Below are 18,776 nucleotides of genomic sequence, written 5' to 3' on the forward strand. Positions count from 1 at the left end.
TGGTCCGGACCACGAAGGCTGTCGGAAACCCGACAGCTGACCGGAACTGGCCACCCTGCGAGCTTGTCACGCCCCTGATCACTCCTGCACTGTTTTCCGGGTGGCGGGCGCCCACCCCGACGCGCCCGCCACATCTCCCCCGCCAGAGATGACGGAGCGAAGGAGTCTCCCCATGTCCCTGTCCGCCTTGCGGACGCGCGGGCAACGCCTGGTCCTCGCGGTGCTGGTCACCGCCGGGACGCTGGGCGCACTGCCCGCGGCACCGGCTTCGGCCGCCCCCACCGGGCCGGCCCACTCGCCCAAGATCGCCCAGGAACTGAGAACCCGGATGGCCGCGGCCCGGACGGGTCCGGGCACCCGGTTCGAAGCCGCCGTGGTCCTCACAGACCGCACCGGGCTCACGCGCGCCGACGCACGCCGACAGCTCGCCGATTCGGCCGCCGCGATGCAGGCGCCGGTGGTGAACCTCGTCGACGCGCGCGGCGATCAGGTCGTGAACACCTTCTGGCTCAAGAACATGGTCCTCGTGCGCGCCACGCCGGCCACCCTCGACGCCGTCGCCGCGCTGCCCCTGGTTGACCACGTGATCCCGAACTTCACCCTCACCACGCCGACCGAGCCGCCGGTCAAGAAGGTCTCCGCTCGCCAGGCGGGCGAAACGGCGACGTGGGGCGTGCAGAAGATCGGCGCCGACCGCGTGCAGCAGGAACGCCGGCTCACCGGCAAGGGTGTGCGCGTGGCGATCCTCGACACCGGCATCGACGCCGAGCACCCCGACCTCGCGGGCAAGCTCGTGACCGACGACCCTGCCGATCCGGAGCACCCCGGTGGCTGGCTGGAGTTCGGAGAGGACGGCAAGCCCGTGCACTCCACGCCGCACGACAGCGCCTACCACGGCACCCACGTCGCCGGCACCATCGCCGGCGGCGCCGCGTCCGGCGAGCAGATCGGTGTCGCGCCCGGCGCGGATCTGATGGCAGGCCTCGTGATCCCCGGCGGGTCCGGCACACTCGCGCAGGTCGTCGCCGGCATGCAGTGGGCGATCGCGCCGTACGACGCCGACGGCAGGCCCGCCGGTAAGCCGGCCGACGTCGTCAGCATGTCCCTCGGCGAAGAGGGCTACGCCGAGGAGATGGTGGAGCCCGCGCGCAACATCTACCTCGCCGGCGCGTTCCCGGCCTTCGCCATCGGCAACGACTGCGTGCCCGGCGGCTCGGCCAGTCCGGGCAACATCTACGAGTCGGTGGGTGTCGGCGCGACCGACGCCGACGACAACGTGCCCGATTTCTCCTGCGGCGGTGTCGTCCACAAAACGGACTGGCAGAACGCGCCGGAGTCCTGGCCCGCCAGCTACGTCGTGCCCGACCTGTCCGCGCCCGGTCTCGACGTGACGTCGAGCCTGCCCGGCGGCGAGTACGGCAGCCTGAGCGGCACGTCGATGGCCACGCCGCACGTCTCGGGCACGGTCGCGCTGATGCGGCAGGCGAACCCCGGCCTCAGCGTGGACGAAACCCTCGACATCCTCGACGGCACGGCATTCTCCGACGACCGCTACGGCGCACTTCCCAACACCCGCTACGGTGCGGGCCGGATCGACGCGTATGCGGCCGTCGCCGAAGCGTCGCTCACCAGCGGCGTCAGCGGCACGGTGACGGCCGACGGGACGCGGGCGCCCCTGTCCGGCACCACGATCACGGTCACCTCGACCGGCCGCAAGGCCACGACCGACGCAGCGGGGCACTTCACGCTCCGCCTGCCGGCCGGCCGCTACGACCTCGCGCTGTCCCGCTTCGGTTACCGCGACCAGCACGTGAGCGCCACTGTCGTGGACGACGCGATCGCCGACCTGAAGATCACGCTCCAGCCGACCCCGCGCGGCACGATCACCGGCCGCGTGACTTTCGGCCCGACGCGTTCGGCGGTGCCCGGCGCCACCGTCCGCGTGCTCGGTGTCCCGGACGAGCTCACCGCGGTGTCCGACCGCAACGGCCGCTACACCGTGGCGAACGTCCCCGAGGGCACCTACCAGGTGTCCGCGTCCGCGCCCGGCATCTCGGCCACCGAGCCTCGGCAAGTCGGTGTCACGGGCAAGAAGTCCCACGCCGGCACGGACTTCGCGTTGCCTCGCCCGGCCGCGACCCAGCGGGTCTCGTTGACCGGGACCGGACAGGAGGTCCACGCGGACGCGTTCTGGCCCGCGCTCAGCGGCGACGGCGGCGTGATCGCCTTCGGCGACCTGGCGCCTGACCTTGTGCCGGGCGACACCAACGAGGACGTCGACGTCTTCGCGCGGGACGCCCGCACCGGGATCGTCGAGCGGATGTCGGTGGCCTCCGACGGCACGGGCGCGAACGCGTGGGCCATCAGCCCCACCGTCAGCCCCGACGGCCGGTACGTCGGTTTCCTCAGCGGCGCCACGAACCTCGTGGCGGGTGACACCAACGGTGTGCCCGACGCGTTCGTGCACGACCGCAAGACGGGCAAGACCGAGCGGGTCTCCGTCGGCACCGGCGGGGAGCAGGCGAACCAGTCGTCGAGCCAGCCGGCCATGACCTCGGACGACCGCTACGCCGTGTTCCTCAGCACCGCCACCAACCTGGTGCCCGGGGACACCAACGGCCGCCAGGACGTGTTCCTGCGCGACCGCGTCAGCGGCCGCACCGAGCTGGTGTCGGCCGGCGCGGGTGGCGTGTCGGCGGACGGTGATTCGCTCGAGCCGAGTGTCAGCGCCGACGGCCGGTTCGTGGCGTTCGAAAGCGGCGCGGAGAACCTCGTGCCCGGCACCGCGAACACCCACCGCGACGTGTTCGTGCGCGACCGGCGCACCGGGACCACGGAGATGATCCCGGCGCCCGGTGGAGCCGAGGCCACGCAGCCGTCGATCAGTGCCGACGGCCGCAAGGTCGCGTATGCGATCAGCGGCACCGAAGAGGGTTTCCAGGTGTACGTCTACGACCGGCAGACGCACACCAACACTCTCGTGACGCAGGCGCTGGGCGCAGCCGGCGGGGCGAACGCTTACTCCGCCACCCCGCGGATCAGCGCGAACGGCGCGTTCGTGGCGTTCTTCAGCTTCGCCACCAACCTCGTCGCCGGCGACGACGCCTTCTCCGACGTCTACGTGCGCGATCTGCACGCCGGGACGACCGAGAAGATCTCCGGCGGCCCGCACGGCGAATTGGGTGACGCATACAGCGACTTCCCGTCGATCAGCACCGACGGCAAGTACGTCGCCTTCGAAAGCGCAGCGACGAACCTCGTCGCCGGGGACACGAACGGCTACTCCGACGTGTTCGTCCACGACCGCACCCCGGGCCCCGAACCGCGCTTCGCCGTGTCGGACCTCGCGGCCGATTCCCACGGCCACCCGCGGATCACGGCGGCGGTGAAGAACGTCGGCGAGCGCTCCGGCTCGTATACGGGCGTGCTCTGGCTCGACGGCACGGTCGCCGGCGAGCAGACGGTGTTCCTCGGCACCGACCGGACGGCGCGGCTGTCGTTCGACCTGCGGAACCTGGCGAGCGGACCGCACATCGCCCGTCTCGGCGGTCTCACGGTGTCGTTCACCGCGGGCAGCTAGTCCCGGGCCGGGAGGGCGGCGCAGCCCTCCCGGCCTGGTTCTTCCGGCGTGACCAGCTCTGGATTTGCGGGTCCATTTTTGGCCGAGCGCGGTGGGGTCATGCCGCGTCAGCCGGCTCGCGCTCGGGACCATGAACTTCGGCACGGCGGGGTTCCACGCCCCAACGGGCAGGACCGCGGACGAAGCCCGGCTGATCTTCCGGCGTTACGTCGAGGCCCGCGGCAACTTCCTCGACCCCGGGCGGAGATCCGCGCCGATCTCGAACGCGTCAGTGCGGCACCCCGGCCGGCGTCTACCGCATGTTCACGCCGGAGTACCAGTCGTGGCTGGTCAGCACCGGCCCGAAGGCCGGCGACAAGCCGGCCGGCTACGCGCCCGCCGTGCGCAACTGGGCGGCCGAGAAGACCGCTACTGCACAAGCTGCCGCCCAGGAGTCCGCCGACAAGATTGGCGGTACGCTCACACCGACCGGCGGAACCCCCGGTTGAGGCGTCCACCGTGTACAACAGCTTCGCTGGCGCTACGGGCTTCCTCATGGCCGGTGACTAAAACAAGCCGATCGACCGTCCACGTCGACACGGCAGCTCCCCAGCTCCCTGGGGCCTTCAAGGCTGGAGCGTTCATGCGGGGACGCGCATCCTTCCTGGGGCGGACTTCCCTGTAGAGGGAGACGTTATGGCGAGGCGGCCTGGTGGGCGGGTGTCCAAGCGGTGTGGGTGCGTCAATCCGGCTGATGGTCGCCGGTGAGGTTTGCATTGTCCGAGGCTGGGTGAGCGTGGCCACGGGCGGTGGTATTTTACGGTCGAACTGGCTGCTGGCCGGGATGGTGGGCGTCGTCGTTTGCAGCGCGGTGGGTTTGTGTCACGGGCTGCGGCGGAGGGTGCGTGGGGGTTCTGGCTTGGCGACGACGTGGATCCTGGTCGGACGTTGGTGACGGTGGGGCAGTGGTTGGCGACGAGGAACACGCTGCACGCGTCGACACGAGGGCTGTATCGGAAGCTGATCCGGGACTATTTGCGATCGCGACTCTGGCAGCGGCGTACCGCACGTCGCGCAGAAGGCTTTGCCGCATCCGGCGCTGACCGAATGTGACGACGTGGTCTGGTCGGCGATCCCCGGCTGCCCGCCGGGGGCCCCGGTCGTGCTGCGCTCTCCTCGATTCCGACGCGGCCGAGGAAGCGGAACGGGCGCTGGGATGGCTGGTGATGTCCGCACCCTGCGCATCAGCCCCGTGATGCCGATCGTCCTGCCGTTCCTGTTGCGCTTGGCGGCCAACCCCTCGGTGCCCCGCCGGGGCGAACTGTTCGATCTGGTGCTCGTGGCCCGCCGCGCTGTCCGAGCCCACCGATCCCGACAACGCGGCGGACCTGGCAATCAACGGCCGCGAGGAAGACCACCCCGAACGATCCCTTTGCAGGGCTGCGTTCGCCGCCAACGCGAACTGGGTGAGCCGGTTACTGGCCGACCCCAGCCTGCAGCCCGCGGCCGAGTCTTCTTTTCAACGGTCGACGGGCGTGTCGACCAAGTCACCGTCTTGCCGATCCGGACCGGCGCGTCCACCGGTCCTCGCCAGCGACCGGCGCCGATGCGGCGCCGTCGGTCTTGCCAGCCCGGCCCACACGCCTGCCACCGCACGAACGGCGATACGGGGAACTGGACACCGAGGGTCCGTCCACTTTCGCCCGTGCTGCGAGAAACGGTGAGGGCGCGGGGCTTCCGGCTCACGGACACCACACGCACCGGCGACGTGTCGACGCCAGCGCGTTCGGCACGGCGCCGCAACGACCTGGGCAGGTGGGCCTCGTCCACCTCGGTGAACGAGTTCGGCAAGCAGAACAGCCACGCCGCGATAACCACGGGAAGCCAATCCAACGTCGTCTTCGCAGCCGACATCTTCGACGGATCCGCGAGGCGGACGCCACTCGCGTGCAACGTCGCCTCGGACTTCCCCCACGGCAAGTAGATCTCGTTGTCCCACGTCAGCTCCGCGTGCTGCACCCGCGCCAATCGAGGCGCCTCTGCCCGGCCCGCGCCCAGGTTCCGCAGGTACGCCTCGGCGCTCGGATAGTCCGTCACCGACCAAAAGGACAACCACAGACCGGCGTCCGGCGAGTTCATCAGGTCCGTCGGTCCCCACGACATTGCGACGATCCTCACGACGGCGCCGTCGTCGCGAACGTACTCGGCCATCGGGTGTCCGAAGTGAATGAACCCAGTCAGCGACGGCACATCGTGCAGACGGACATCCCAGTGGTCCTTCACGCTGCGGGCCGCGTGGAGGACCAGCTTGGTGATGTCCTCGGTGACGTAGAAGAGCTTCGCCTGACTCAGGCGCTGGTGCTCATCGGTCAGGAGCCGCGCGGCTGCAGACACCGAATCGCCGTCGGGCCGCAACGTACTTCCGCCCGGCAGCGAGCGCCCCGGCGGTCAACGCCAGTGCCGGCTCGGTCAACAGGTAATCGGCGAGGTGCTCGCGCAATGCCGGCAGCTCGCGATGCGCAGGTGGCCGCCACTCTGGCATTGCGCTGCTTGGCATGGCGCCCTCCAGAAACCTTGACTACTAAGTTCTCCACGTTTACGGTACTCTAACGTCGACAACCAAGTACGCAATGTTTCGGTGAGTACCTGATCGGAGCGGCGATGACCTCAGAATGAGCACGCAGCCCAGGTGGTGGGTGCGATCGACGACGCGTGGCACGCCGGAAACCCGGAGATCCGGCACGACGTCCCGATGAACGCAGCGGCGACCCTCTGCCTGTTAAGGCCGGACGACGTCGGGAGCATGGCGAAGCAGATACGCGGGGCATTCGCGCAGAAGTTCTTGTCCAGCGCCCGATGGGCGTGGAGCTCGGTTCTGCGCGCCCGGCCCGACCTGGTCCACCGCCGGGACCGAGCGGCGCCACAACAGCGACCTGCTCGGCCACCTCCTGACCAGACTGAAATCGCGCACCGCGCTACGCGGCAGCGCACAGATCTACACGCCGCCAGACCTCGCCCTGGCCGCCGCGGCGCTCGGCATCGACCGCGTCGAGCCCGGCCAGCAGTTCTGCGATCCCGTCGTCGGCACCGGTGGCCTGCTCCGAGCCGCGGCACAAGTGATCCGCCGCCACGGCCACGACCCGGCCACCATGGTCTGGTTCGGCGCGGACATCGACGCCTTGGCCATCGCCGCGACCGCGGTGAGCAGCATGGTGTGGGCCTCGGCCCGTCCGTCGTCCTCTACTGCGGCGACACCTTCGCCAGGCCGAACTGGGCGCGCGAAGCGCTCCACGCGCGGCACGACGTGCTCCGCATCGCCCGCGACATCGAGGCCATCAACTTCCTGAACCAGCTCTAGCCACCGCGCGTGGCGATCCCTGCGAACAGTGCTGCCCGCTGCTAACTTCCGCCGTATGACCGACCGGCGGACCGAGGTGGACGGGCAGCCCAGCAGTCCGGGGGAGACGCTCCGCTACGCCGACATGGTCGAAATTGGCACCTGGTTCGGCCACGACCACCGCGTCGTCTCCACCTGGCGCAAACGCTACGCCGCCGACCACCCGTTCCCTGAGCCGGACGTGATGGTCGGGCGCACACCGGGCTGGGCCCGCAGCCGCCGTCCCGAGATCGAAATCTGGGAACGCGGACGACCCGGGCGCGGCGCCGGCGGCGGGCGGCCCCGCAAACGCGACCTGAGCTGATCGCTGACGTCCATGAGCCTAATTCGGTGAAGCCGCGCACCCGCCGCACGCCTTCCCGAATGCCGAGAAGGAACCGGCAGCATCGAACGGGGCCAAAGGCGTCGCGGGGTCGGCTTACTTCGATTTCGGACCGGGAAGAGCTATTGGCGAGAAGGGTGAGACTAGAATTCGCGCCTGCTTGGACCCAGAAGGAAGTTTCCGTAGCATGTACCCGAGGTGACTAATGGAGATTTTCTATCATCTAGAAGATTGCCAAACAGGATGGGAGTATACGCCGACGTAGCGAAGGCGACCTGTGGTGAGCTCCTGTGGCACTACTTTCCGAGCTCCGTGGGAATGCGCGGAAGCGGCTCTTCCTGGGAGACTGAACTCGCGTGGTTCCTGTCCTTCATTTCGCGATTTCGATGGTGCGGCTCTACGAAGTCTTGGCGGCGGACAACGATGTCGACGCGCGGTATGGATTTACTGAGGCGGACAAAAGTTTGTGGTTTCGCCGAAGAGGTGAGTCGGTTGTGGTGAGGGCTAGTTTCAATGATGAGATAATTCGTTGTCCTGTTGTTGGTTTTCGGTCTGCCATCAAATCTTTCGCGAGTAAGGTAATTCACGAGCTGATTTCAATGTATCCTTCTCGGGCTCATGTCGATGTTGGGCGCGAATTGTCGACAAAGGCTGAGGCGCTGTAGATAAAGGAAACGGGCAGTTGTATGCCACTTCCTTTCCCCGAAAGTCTGCCCAGCGCAACAGGTAGGATCACGGCGTCGGCCGCGAGGAGGAAATCACGAGGACCACATCGGAGTGCGCGGGCGACTGGCTGCATCTGCTCATAGAGGGCAGCCTGGTGAGAGCATAACCCTGGGCAACCGGCATCCCGCGCGCTGCGTGCGACGTGGCAGCCTTCGTCCCGGGGTGGGAGGTGCGTCATGGCGATAATCGAGGCAGGATGTTCGTGCCCTGGGTTCGGAGCTCGAGCGCTCGTATCCGGTCCACGTGCGGGGCAGCGCCGTCGAGGGTGGTGCCCACCTGCTCGAGGGTGCGGCTACTACGAGTGAAGTCGAACTGCAGCACGAATAGTCGCCTTCGCCCTCGAACAGGTGTAGGCACGGTGTGAGTGGAATCCGGTCCGTGCGTGGAGGTATCGGATGGGGGCAAACGGAGTGCTGCCGGGCCGAGATCCGCCTGCCGAGGTACTGCACGAGAGCGACCGCACACGCGTGAGTCGGCTGTTCTTGACTGGGCGCACGGTCATCCGGAAGGAGCCGCTGGGGCCGGACGCCGAGCGCCGGCTGCGGCACGAAACGGCGATGCTGGAGCGGCTGCGCGGCGTCGCGGGGGTGGCGCAGCTGGAGGCGCCCCGATACCCGGGGAGCATCGTGCTGGCGGATGTTGGTGGCACCAGCCTGGCGGGGCTGGCCAAGCCGCTGCCGGTGGATGTCTTGATCGGGCTGGGGGTGGGGTTGGCCAGGGCAGTGTCGGGGATGCACCGACGGGGTGTGATGCACCGTGACATCACCCCCGCCAACATCGTGGTCTCCGGCGACGGTGTCCCGTGCCTGGTCGATTTCGCGTTGGCGACCTCGTTCGCCGAGATCCGCCCGGAGTTCACCCACCACACGCAGATCGTGGGGACGTTGGCCTATCTGGCGCCGGAGCAGACCGGGCGCACCGGCCGGTCGGTGGACCAGCGGGCCGACCTTTACGCGCTGGGCGCGACGCTGTACGAGCTGGCCACGGGGGAGCCGCCGTTCGGTACCGGGGACCCGCTGCGCCTCACCCACGATCACCTGGCGCGGGTGCCGGCGCCGCCGGCGAAGGTGAACCCGGCGGTACCGGGGCCGCTGTCGGAGATCATCCTGCATCTGCTGCAGAAGGAACCGGACCACCGCTATCAGACCGCCGACGGTGTGGGTCACGATCTGGAGCGGGTGCGGGAGGGTCAGGTGGGTCCGGCGGCCGTGTCCGTCCGCGTCGGCGAGCACGATGTTCCGCTGCGGCTGCTGCCGCCGCGGCTGGTGAGCCGCGACGACGAAGTGGCGACCCTGCAGGCGGGTTTCGAGGACGCGCAGGCGGGCCGGTGCCGGGCGGTGCTGGTCGGCGGGACAGCCGGGGTGGGCAAGACCGCGCTGGTCGACGAGCTGCGGCCGCTGGTGGCCGGCCGGGGCGGTTGGTTCGTGGCCGGCAAGTTCGACGAGTACCGGCGCGACCTGGAGTTCAATGGGGTCCACCAGGCGTTTCGGGCGCTGGGCCGGCTGTTGCTGGCCGAGCCGGAGGCCGAGCTGACCAAGGTTCGCGCACGGATTCTGGCCGCGCTCGGCCCGAACGTCGGGCTCCTGACCGCGGTGGTGCCGGAGTTCGCCGCGCTGCTGGCGGTGCCGCCCGATCCCGGGGATCCGCTGACCGCGCAGAACCGGGCGCAGCGGACCGGCGTGCAGGCGCTGCGGGCGGTCGCGTCACGGGAACGCCCGGTGGTGCTGTTCCTCGACGACCTGCAGTGGGCCGGCCCCGCCGCGCTCGGTCTTGTCGACATGATGCTCGACGAGGAACCGATCAGGGGTCTGCTGCTCGTGGGCGCCTACCGCGACGAGGCCGTGGACGCGGCGCATCCGCTGGCAGCGCCGCTGTCCCGATGGCGTGACCAGGCCGGAGCGCGGCACCTGCGACTGGACAACCTGCCCGTCCCGAGCCTTGTCACCATGGTCGCCGAAATGCTGCACGCGGCCCCGGCTGTGGCGGCCGGTTTGGCCGAGGTGATCAGGCCGTACACCGCTGGCAACCCGTACGAGACCGTGGAGGTGCTCAACGCGCTGCGCCGCGACGGCGTGCTCACCACGACCGCCACGGGTTGGCGGTGGGACGCGGCGACGGTGCGCGCACATCTGGGCCGGTCAAAGGTCGGCGAGCTGCTAGCGGCACGCATCGAGACCGTACCGCCGCCGTCCTGGCAGCTGGTGGAGGCGATGGCTGGTCTGGGCGGCCGCGCCGAGCTGAGCCTGCTGCAGACTGCGACCGGTGACCCAGCGGCCGAGGTGCAATCGAGGCTGGCGCCCGCCCTCGCCGAAGGCCTTCTCGTCATGGAGCCCGGCGCCCACGAGGCGGTGCGATTCCGCCACGATCGGCTCCGCGAGGAGATTCTGCGCGGGCTCGATCCGGGGCGGCGACGCACCCTGCAGCTGGCCACGGCCCGGCGGCTGGCCGGGGTGCCGCAGTTGTATGCGGGCGCCGCCGAACAGTACCTGCCGGTCATCGACGCGATCGAGGATGCCGGCGAGCGGCGTCGGGTGGTGGGGCTGCTGCGGCACGCCGCCGACCAGGCCACGTTGGTCGGGGACCACGCGCTGGTGAAAGTGCTGCTGACCGCCGCGCTGCGGCTGACCGACCCGGGTGAGACCGCCACGCTGATCGCGGTGCACACCAGCCGCCACGCCGCCCTCTACGGCCTGGGCCGCCTGGATGAAGCGGACGAGGAGTACCGCACGATCGAAGGGCTGGGCCCCACCGCGTTGGACCGCGCGGCCGCGACGGCGGTACAGGTGAGCAGCCTGACCCACCGGAACCGATTTGCGGACGCGATCGGACTCGGCATCGACGTGCTGCGGGGGCTGGGCATCACCGTGCCGGTGCCGGACCAGCTCGCCGCCGAGCTCGACCACCAGTTCGACCGCCTGTACCGGTGGCTGGACCGCACCGACCCTGCCGATGATCTGGTTCGGCCCGACCTCACCGAGCCCACACTGCTGGCCACGACCCGTCTGATCGACACAGTTCAGCCGGCGGCCTACTTCGCCGGCGGCGACGCCACGGGCGCCTGGCTGGGCCTGGAATCGCTGCGGATCTGGCTTGAGCGCGGCCCCGGCCCTACCCTCATCGGACCTGTCAGCGCCGCCGCCGTCGCCGAGGTGGCGCGGCGCGGCCACCACGCCGCCGGGTACCGGGCGGTGCGCCGGGTCCTGGCCTTGGGCGAGGCCCGCGGCTACGAGCCCGGCACCTCCGAAGCCCGCCGCCGGTTCGCTCTGCTGAGCTGCTGGTTCGAGCCGATCGAGAACGGTGTCCAAGCCGCGAGGCGGGCCCGCGAGGGGCTGATCGCGGGGGGCGACCTGGCCAACGCCGGCTACACCTACCACCCGACCGCGCATTACCTGCTGGACTGCGCGCCGTCACTGGACGTCCTCGTCGCCGAGGTGAAGGCGGGTCTGGCCTTCGTGCGGCGTACCGGCAATGAGCAGACCGGCCGGTGGCTCGACAGCTACCTGTGGCTGGCCGGTGTACTGCGCGGCGAAAGCGTCGCCACAACCGGCACGGCGGTCCCCACCGACAGGTTCGCCAACAACCCGATGCCGCTTTTCCACGCACATCTCAGCCACGCGCTCGTCGCCGCGGTCTTCGGTGATCCGGACGGCCTGGAGCGGCACGCCGCGGCGGCTATGACGCTGCTACGGGCTGTATCTGGCCTCTACCCCTCCGCCGTGGCCCGCCTGCTGCGCGGGCTGGCCCTCGCAGAGCAGGCCCGGGCCGGCCACGGCGACGAGCGCGCCGGTCTGCTGTCCGAACTGGACGAGGTGACGAGCTGGCTGGCCGCCCGCGCTGCGGACGCGCCGGACAACTTCCGGCACCTGCAGCGGTTGCTGGAGGCGGAGCGGGCCTGGGCGCTCGGCGACTTCCGCGCCGGAGCCCTCGCCTTCGACACCGCCCGGCGCGAGGCCGCTGGCCGGCAGCGCCCGTGGCACCGGGCCCTCATCACCGAACGCACCGCCCGCTTCTACCTCGCACACGGGTTGGAGCAGGCCGGTCGCGACCTGCTCGCTCGCGCGCGGCAGTACTACGCCGCATGGGGCGCGACTGCCAAGGTCGCTCAGCTGGACTGGGCCTACCCGACCTCACGGCTGGGAGCACTCACCACCAGCGAGCCCGGCGGTGACCGGCGTGCCGATGATCTCCGGCTCACCTCGACGGTCACGACCGGCACGCTCGACCTGCTCGGCATCCTCGCCGCGTCGCAGGCGCTCAGCTCGGAGACCGACATCGAGCGCTTGCACACCCGCGTCGTCGAGGTGCTCAGTGCGATGACTGGCGCCACCAGCGTGCACCTGCTGTTGTGGGACGAGCACCGCCACGACTGGCTGCTGCCCACACCGAACCGCACCACGGACACCGCCACGGCGGGCGGCCCGCAGGAACGCGACCTGCCGATGTCGGCGGTGCGCTACGTCCAGCGGACGGCTGAGACCCTGATCGTTGACGACGCCACCCGCGACGACCGCTTCGCCCGTGACCCGTACATCGCCGGCCTGGATGCCTGTTCATTGCTGGCCATGCCCATCCCCGGCCGCGGCGCGCTGCGGACGGTGCTGGTGCTGGAGAACCGCCTCATGCGCGCCGCGTTCGCCACGGAACGGCTCGACGCCGTCAGGCTCATCGCCGCGCAGCTCGCCGTCTCCCTCGACAATGCCCAGCTCTACTCCGACCTCATCGCCTCGCGCGCGCGAATCGCCACCGCGGCCGACCAGGCCCGTCGGCGGATCGAGCGGGACCTGCATGATGGCGCCCAGCAACGTCTGGTCACACTCGCCATGCGGGCGCGGACCGCCCGAGCGGTCGTACCGCCCGAGTCCGGCGAGCTGAGGGAAGAGCTGGAGGCTCTGGAGGCCGAAGCCGTCACTGCCCTGGACGAGCTGCGCGACTTCGCCCGCGGTATCCACCCATCGGTCCTCGCCGCGGGCGGCTTGCGCCCGGCGCTCAAGGCACTCGCCCGCCGTTCCGCGGTCCCGGTCGAGCTGGCCGTGCAGGTCGACCGGCGCTTGCCGGAGCCGGTCGAGATCGCCGCCTACTACGTCGTGTCCGAGGCGCTGACCAACGTGGCCAAGCACGCGCACGCATCGACTGTCCACGTCGAGGTCGAGATCGTCGGCGCTGGCCGCGGCGTGCTGCGGGTCCGGGTACGCGACGACGGCCGTGGCGGCGCCGACTTCGCCGGCGGATCCGGCTTGGTCGGGCTCAAAGATCGGGTGGAAGCGCTCGGCGGCCGGCTCTGGGTGCGGACCGCGCCTGGCGCGGGCACCGCCGTTCTGGCCGAGTTCTCCCTGCAGCGCGCGGACGTGGGCCCGAGCTGAGCAGAAGTCACCTCACCTTCGTGCGCCGCCCCCGACGTCGAGGAGCGTTGTGCTCTGTTCCGTGGTCCCGGCCACACGGCCCCAAAGCCACTTTTCGCAGCTTGAGGTGAAGAAACTCGTTCGACGACACCGAAGAGTTCATCGAAGTGCTGTCCCCGTCGACATCCGCCACTCGCCCACGATCGCCTGCGAGGTCAGACAGAACAGATGGCGGCCCGCCTCGCTGCGGAAGATGATCAACGAGGGAGCCGGCTCCGAGCGGACAAGGACCTCGATTTCACCGTCACTGAATGCAGCGTCGAGCAGCTCTACGAGGTGGGGTGGAAGGTGCTCAACCGCGGTGACGAAGCCGAACACCGCAACGAGATCCGTGGACAGATCATCCAGTCGAACCGTCCCAACGCGAGCACGAGCGGACCAAGTTCCGAGGCGACCATGTCGTCGAGTGCTACATCGTGAAGGAAGGAATCGTCGTCGCGCGAGACCTCATCGAGGCGCCCATCAGCAGCAACAGCGGCTCGTCATGAAGGCGGTGCGAGCAACAGTTGCGCGCCGACGTCTAATTCGGTCTGCGTCCGGACGGCGGCAAGGACGGGTCCGAACGTCAGCGTCACAACGCGTGATGGGAGCGAGAACACCGCCGAACTGTTCGACATAAGGATTTCAGTGGCGACAACGAGTCGCTGTCCCGATTGCACTGCCGGCAACGCCTTGGCGCCGGGGCAGGCGTCGTCGATCCGGGTGCGTGTCGCCGTGACCGTATGGACCGGTCCCGACTGCACAGGGGGGTCACTGGCGGTGGACTCGGGAATCGGAGACCTCTCGGTGGTGGACGTCGACGACGCCATTGCAGCGGTGTCGCTGGGCTGGACGGCCCACCTCGCTGCGTACGTAGTTTCTCCGTAGGACTCCCGATGTGCGGACGGCCAGTAAGAAGCGACACTTCAGGGGTACGAAGCGAAACCGACACGGAGGCCCCTCCCGATGGCGATCAACTCCCTTCGCCAGCCGTGCCCGGTCTGCTTCCGGTCCACAGTCCTCATCAGTCACTGGTGGGGCCGGCAGTGGACGCACGTGGGTACCTGGCGCCCCGGCTGCGATCTGGCCGGGCGTGACCGGGAAACGCTGCGCTATCCCCCACCGGACACCAGACCGACCGCACGGGAACTGGCCGCCTGAAAGAAACTCTCCGCCACCGCGGAAAAGAGATGCTCACTCTCCCGCCGACCGACCGAGTGAGCCGCTCCGCCGAACCCCGTACACGCGCCTCCGCCGCGGTACGGGGTTCGGTGCTGCCCGGATAAATACGACAACCGCTGGTCCGGCTCGGCCGGCTCTACGCGTCCACGTCGTGGCTCGCGAGTCTCAAGCCCGACAGCTGGCCCTTCGACTGGGACGTCACATGGGCCGCCGAGTACGGCGTGAACACCGGGCAGCGCAACCAGGTCATGCACTACGCCGGCCGCGTCGACCTGCACCAGTTCACCAGCAACGGCTGCGCCGCCGGAACCGTCGGATCGGTTGATCTCAGCTACACCGGCAGCCTCTCCGGCTCCTACTGACCGGCGCCCCGCCGCGCAGACGTCCATCTCGACCCTCATCGACGACGAGGAGACCAGCATGAAGCTCGATCCTGGGGACCACCGGTCGCTGTCGATGGACAGCATGATCGTGCACGGCATCTGGCAAGCCGGTGACGGCCTGCCACCCGGTACGGACTTCGACTACAAGTGGTCCTAAGGAAAAGGACTTCCGCGTCGACCGACTCCGCCCATGGAAGATCGACGTCGCGCCGGGACCCACCAACATCATCTACACCTACGCCCCGGACCACCCGGAGCGCACCGCCAGTCTGAGCTTCCGGTGACCGGCGCCATGCAGTACGCCAAAGCCGCCGCCGTCCTCGCCGCCGGAGTCTCGGCGATCCTCGCCGCCCTGACCGGCGACCAGACGATCTCCACCCCGGAGTGGGTGAACGTCGCCATCGTCATCGCCGTCGCCAGCGCCGCCTCGGTGTTCGCCGCGCCCAACGTCCCCGGCGCTCCCGTGACCAAGCTCGTCTTGATCATGACGGGCCTCACGGCCGTCGTGAACGTCATCGACACGGCGGGCGCCACCGGTTGGTGGCAGCTCCTGACCGTGTTCCTCTGGGCCGTCTTCGTGTACGCCGTCCGCAACTCCGCAAACCCGCCAACGACCGGCTGAGGCTCGCCGACACGGCGCCCCTGATCAGCTTCCGATCGTCAGCCAATGGGGGTCGTCGCCATGCTCGGTGGTGGCGTGGCCCGCGGTCGTGGCCGCCGGCGATTAGGACGGGCCATTCGACGTGAGAGTGAAGTCGTACGGTCCGCCCGGCGCCTGAGGTGCCTTGACGGACAGCCACGTGTAGGCGTGTCCTTTCAGACCGGACACGGTGACCGACGCCGGGAATTGGACGAAATGGCCTTGGGTGCAGTCCGGGGTGCAGTCATTCTGCGACAAATCGCCGGCACCGTGCGCAGTCGGTGATCCCCAACCCGACCACCGCAGTCCCTGCAACTGGACCCCGAAGTCAGCACAAGTCAGCACGTACGACGAGGGCGCCGAAACGGCATCATGCGTGCAGGTATAGATCACAACCGGCGGCGCACCGGCTGTCGTGGTGGGTTCGGCTGCTGGTTGATTGGTATCGCGGCCCACGAAGTAGCCGCCAGCGAACGCGCCGATCAACGCCACCACGCCAAGCGCGCCGCTTGTCGCAGCGATGGCCGTCCGGTTCATGCCCATCCCAATGTCGTTCCCTTCGGGCTGATCAACGGATCAGACGGGAGTTGCCAGGCGATCGTTACTTCTCTTTCTCCTCCGTTGGCCTGAACAGACAAGGGTCGGGCGGAGGTGGGGTGGCATTACATCCCACCCCTGCCACTGTGAGCAAGCATCCCCGCAAGCCGGACCGGCCCTTCCCTTCCGCCGGTCCCCACAGAAGCCCCCCGCCGCTCCCCGGTGCTGTCGTCACCCGGGTTGAGCGGCGGGGGTTTCTTTGTGTGCGGGCGTCCGCTCAGAAGCTGGCGTCAGCGATCGCGACCCACGAGTGCGCCTCCGTCGAGGAGACCGAATGCACGCCATGAGACCCGACCTCGACTCCGTAGGTCGGGAGACCATCGGGCACGCCCCGGATCGTGAAGTCGAACCTGCACGCGGCCCCCAGCTCGTTTTCGACAAACTGGCCCTGACCCAGCACACCTGAAGCGATCGACCTCCCGGACGGGTTGTACACCTGGACCAAGGTCCCGAGCTTCGCGTCGGCATACACCGCAGTGCCCTGGCAGATCTCCCCACTCTTCAGGGCTGTGGAGCCCTTCGGGACCAGCAGCGAGAGCGCGCCCTTCAAGTCGAACAACGGGCCATCCGAGCCAGTGTCGGTGAACGCCGACTTGTAGCTCGATGACACGGGCGCCGGCGGGGCGGGGGTGGTAGGCGTGCCGGATCCGCACGCAGCCGCGGTAGGCCCAACAGCTGCTGACAGCGCGGCGGCGATCACAGATGCGCGGCCCACTCTGATCAGAAGCCGTCGCAGGACGCGGTGGCGAACTGGCCGGACGCGGTCGCGGTCTTCGACTCCTTGCCGTCGACAACCACCTTGCAGGTCGCCTTCCCGCCACCGGCACCCGTCGTGACGGTGAGAGTGCCGCCCTTCACCAGCCCCTGGGCGGTGACGTCCTTCGACCACGGCAGCTTGGCCTGTTCCTGATTGGTGGACAAGTCACTGCCGGACATCGTCGAGTACGTGATCGTGGCGTCCTTCGCGGTGCCGCTGACCTCGTAGTGGATCGTGACGCTGCGGTTGGCCTCGGTGTTCAGGTCGCTGACGGCTTTGGTGGCGGTGGCGGTCCAGATGATGCAGATGATCAGGCCGATCACGGACAGGACCAAGCCGGTGATGGTGAGGCCCTTGTTCGTGGCGCGGTGCTTGCGGATCCGGCCGAGCCCGACCGCGGCGAAGATGATGCCGAGGATGACCAGGGGCCAGGCGATCAGTCCGATGATCGGGATGAAGGAGAAGATCAAGCCGATCAGCCCGAGCACGAATCCGGTGGTGCCGAGCCCGTTCTTCGGGGCAGTCGGCGCGGGCGCAGTCTGCTCAGGGTAGGACTGCTGCGGGTGAGGCTGATTCACGGTTTCGTTCTACTTTCGGTATGGAGTTTTCTCGTGGTGGAGACCGCAAGCCTCAGGCATGTCGGAGCACGCACCCTCAGGGTTACGCGTCACAGCAAGGTGTTACGGCCGTGTTATCTCAGTTCTCCCCACTGCGCCCCGATGTCGTCGTCGTCCGGGTTGAGCCATGGGCAGCCTTCTCGTGTCTTACGAGCCTCCGGTGAGCAGCTGAGTCAGTGCCGCCCATCCGGCCCAGACCAGCACGCCACCGAACCCGCACAGGCCGAGAACGACCCAAATATGCCCATAGCCGTGAGGTCCGCGGACGTTCACTGGTGGCCGCCGGCCGGCACGGGGGAAGACTCGATGCCCTCCTCGGCGGACTCCTGGTGCTCGCTCCTGTGGATCCGGCGCAGCCGGCGCCACAACATGGCCGCGCCCCATACGGCGTCCACGACCAACATCGCCCAGCGGCCGTAGGTGCCGGCGAGGTGTGACCACTCGTCGAACACGCCCGCGACGATCAAGATGGGCACGACGAGCACGAGCGGTGCGAACATGGCGTCGAAGACCGCGCTCCCTCGGCTGTCCGGCCCGTCGGTAAGACTGCTCCGTCTGGGCGGTCTATGTGGCATGGGTCCAACTCTCTGACCTACGGATCGAGTGCACAGAGTCGAATGGGTGTTCTACGGAATTGTGGTCTTCTACTTCTCGCCCGAGGTCCGGCTTTCCCCGGAGGGCCCAGTCAGATAGACCCGGCGTCGATAGGTCAGACGCGGAGCAGGTCGGTCGAGACGGTCCACAGGCGCTTGGCAGAGGCGGGATCGAGTGCCCATTCCTTGACACCGTGCGGGTGCTGCGCGAGGTCGGCGTCGTTCGGCACGGTGTAGGCCTCTTGTGCATCGTCGAGGTAATGGCCTCCGGAGTGAGCGAACTCGGGGGGCGACGGCCGCGACGATGCTGGTGGCGGCCCCCTGCTCGACCGTTTTGTACGTGAAGACTCCGGCGGCCCCGGCCGCGTCGAGCGACAGGCGCCGAACAGTCACGCGACGTGTGTCGACGCTGGGCACCTGGTGTGTACGCCTCCCCCGCGCGGGGGAGGCGGTCCCTGGTGACGTCATGCGGGTACCGGCCTCGCGTTTCTCCACCGAGTTCACCAGCGTTTTCATGTTTTCCCGTTGAGACTACGAGGAGTGTCGAAGTGGCTCGTGGACACCAGATGAAGGCGCTCGCCCTTCTCCCGGCTTTCGCGCTGGTCGGCCTGACCATGGCCTGCGG

Annotated in this window: 12 protein-coding genes and 2 pseudogenes; 9 read left to right on the forward strand and 5 right to left on the reverse strand. The window is 68.9% G+C overall.

Annotated elements, in window-relative coordinates:
- Nucleotides 1-172 precede the first annotated feature (172 nt).
- On the forward strand, nucleotides 173-3,580 hold the full coding sequence (locus AB0F91_RS21535; protein ID WP_360599710.1) for a S8 family serine peptidase: 3,408 nt from the start codon (nucleotides 173-175) through the stop codon (nucleotides 3,578-3,580).
- Nucleotides 3,581-3,879: 299 nt separating this feature from the next.
- Nucleotides 3,880-4,068, forward strand: a complete 189-nt coding sequence (locus AB0F91_RS21540) for a hypothetical protein (protein WP_360599712.1) — start codon at nucleotides 3,880-3,882, stop codon at nucleotides 4,066-4,068.
- A gap of 886 nt (nucleotides 4,069-4,954) precedes the next feature.
- Here the strand turns inward: AB0F91_RS21540 and AB0F91_RS21545 are convergent.
- On the reverse strand, nucleotides 4,955-5,974 hold the full coding sequence (locus AB0F91_RS21545) for a hypothetical protein (RefSeq protein ID WP_360599714.1): 1,020 nt from the start codon (nucleotides 5,972-5,974) through the stop codon (nucleotides 4,955-4,957).
- A gap of 623 nt (nucleotides 5,975-6,597) precedes the next feature.
- On the opposite strand from AB0F91_RS21545, the pseudogene AB0F91_RS21550 reads away from it, so the two are divergent.
- From AB0F91_RS21550 to AB0F91_RS21580, 7 genes and pseudogenes are all read left to right on the forward strand, one after another.
- Nucleotides 6,598-6,690 (forward strand): annotated as a pseudogene (locus tag AB0F91_RS21550) (SAM-dependent DNA methyltransferase); the annotation flags it as partial.
- An 83-nt stretch (nucleotides 6,691-6,773) separates the two neighbouring features.
- Nucleotides 6,774-6,917 carry a hypothetical protein gene (locus tag AB0F91_RS21555; protein WP_360599716.1) on the forward strand — a complete coding sequence of 48 codons (144 nt, stop codon included), beginning with the start codon at nucleotides 6,774-6,776 and terminating at the stop codon, nucleotides 6,915-6,917.
- A gap of 55 nt (nucleotides 6,918-6,972) precedes the next feature.
- Nucleotides 6,973-7,260, forward strand: a complete 288-nt coding sequence (locus tag AB0F91_RS21560; protein WP_360599718.1) for a hypothetical protein — start codon at nucleotides 6,973-6,975, stop codon at nucleotides 7,258-7,260.
- Between the two features lie 1,139 nt (nucleotides 7,261-8,399).
- A complete protein-coding gene (locus tag AB0F91_RS21565; RefSeq protein WP_360599720.1) occupies nucleotides 8,400-13,364 on the forward strand; it encodes an AAA family ATPase in 4,965 nt (1,654 codons plus the stop codon).
- A 207-nt stretch (nucleotides 13,365-13,571) separates the two neighbouring features.
- Nucleotides 13,572-13,891, forward strand: a pseudogene (locus AB0F91_RS21570) (hypothetical protein).
- Nucleotides 13,892-14,785: 894 nt separating this feature from the next.
- On the forward strand, nucleotides 14,786-14,926 hold the full coding sequence (locus AB0F91_RS21575; protein WP_360599722.1) for a hypothetical protein: 141 nt from the start codon (nucleotides 14,786-14,788) through the stop codon (nucleotides 14,924-14,926).
- A gap of 301 nt (nucleotides 14,927-15,227) precedes the next feature.
- Nucleotides 15,228-15,569, forward strand: coding sequence for a hypothetical protein (locus AB0F91_RS21580; protein ID WP_360599724.1), 342 nt, complete (start codon nucleotides 15,228-15,230; stop codon nucleotides 15,567-15,569).
- Nucleotides 15,570-15,671: 102 nt separating this feature from the next.
- Here the strand turns inward: AB0F91_RS21580 and AB0F91_RS21585 are convergent, their stop codons facing one another.
- From AB0F91_RS21585 to AB0F91_RS21600, 4 genes are all read right to left on the reverse strand, one after another.
- A complete protein-coding gene (locus tag AB0F91_RS21585) occupies nucleotides 15,672-16,130 on the reverse strand; it encodes a hypothetical protein (RefSeq protein ID WP_360599726.1) in 459 nt (152 codons plus the stop codon).
- A gap of 271 nt (nucleotides 16,131-16,401) precedes the next feature.
- Nucleotides 16,402-16,743, reverse strand: a complete 342-nt coding sequence (locus tag AB0F91_RS21590) for a hypothetical protein (RefSeq protein WP_360599728.1) — start codon at nucleotides 16,741-16,743, stop codon at nucleotides 16,402-16,404.
- 161 nt (nucleotides 16,744-16,904) lie between these two features.
- The gene (locus AB0F91_RS21595) at nucleotides 16,905-17,519 is read right to left on the reverse strand and encodes a DUF4190 domain-containing protein (RefSeq protein ID WP_360599730.1); all 615 of its coding nucleotides are present in this window, start codon (nucleotides 17,517-17,519) and stop codon (nucleotides 16,905-16,907) included.
- Between the two features lie 308 nt (nucleotides 17,520-17,827).
- The gene (locus tag AB0F91_RS21600) at nucleotides 17,828-18,058 is read right to left on the reverse strand and encodes a hypothetical protein (protein ID WP_360599732.1); all 231 of its coding nucleotides are present in this window, start codon (nucleotides 18,056-18,058) and stop codon (nucleotides 17,828-17,830) included.
- Nucleotides 18,059-18,776: the final 718 nt, after the last annotated feature.

The organism is Amycolatopsis sp. NPDC023774 (assembly GCF_040639695.1).
Lineage (GTDB): Bacteria > Actinomycetota > Actinomycetes > Mycobacteriales > Pseudonocardiaceae > Amycolatopsis.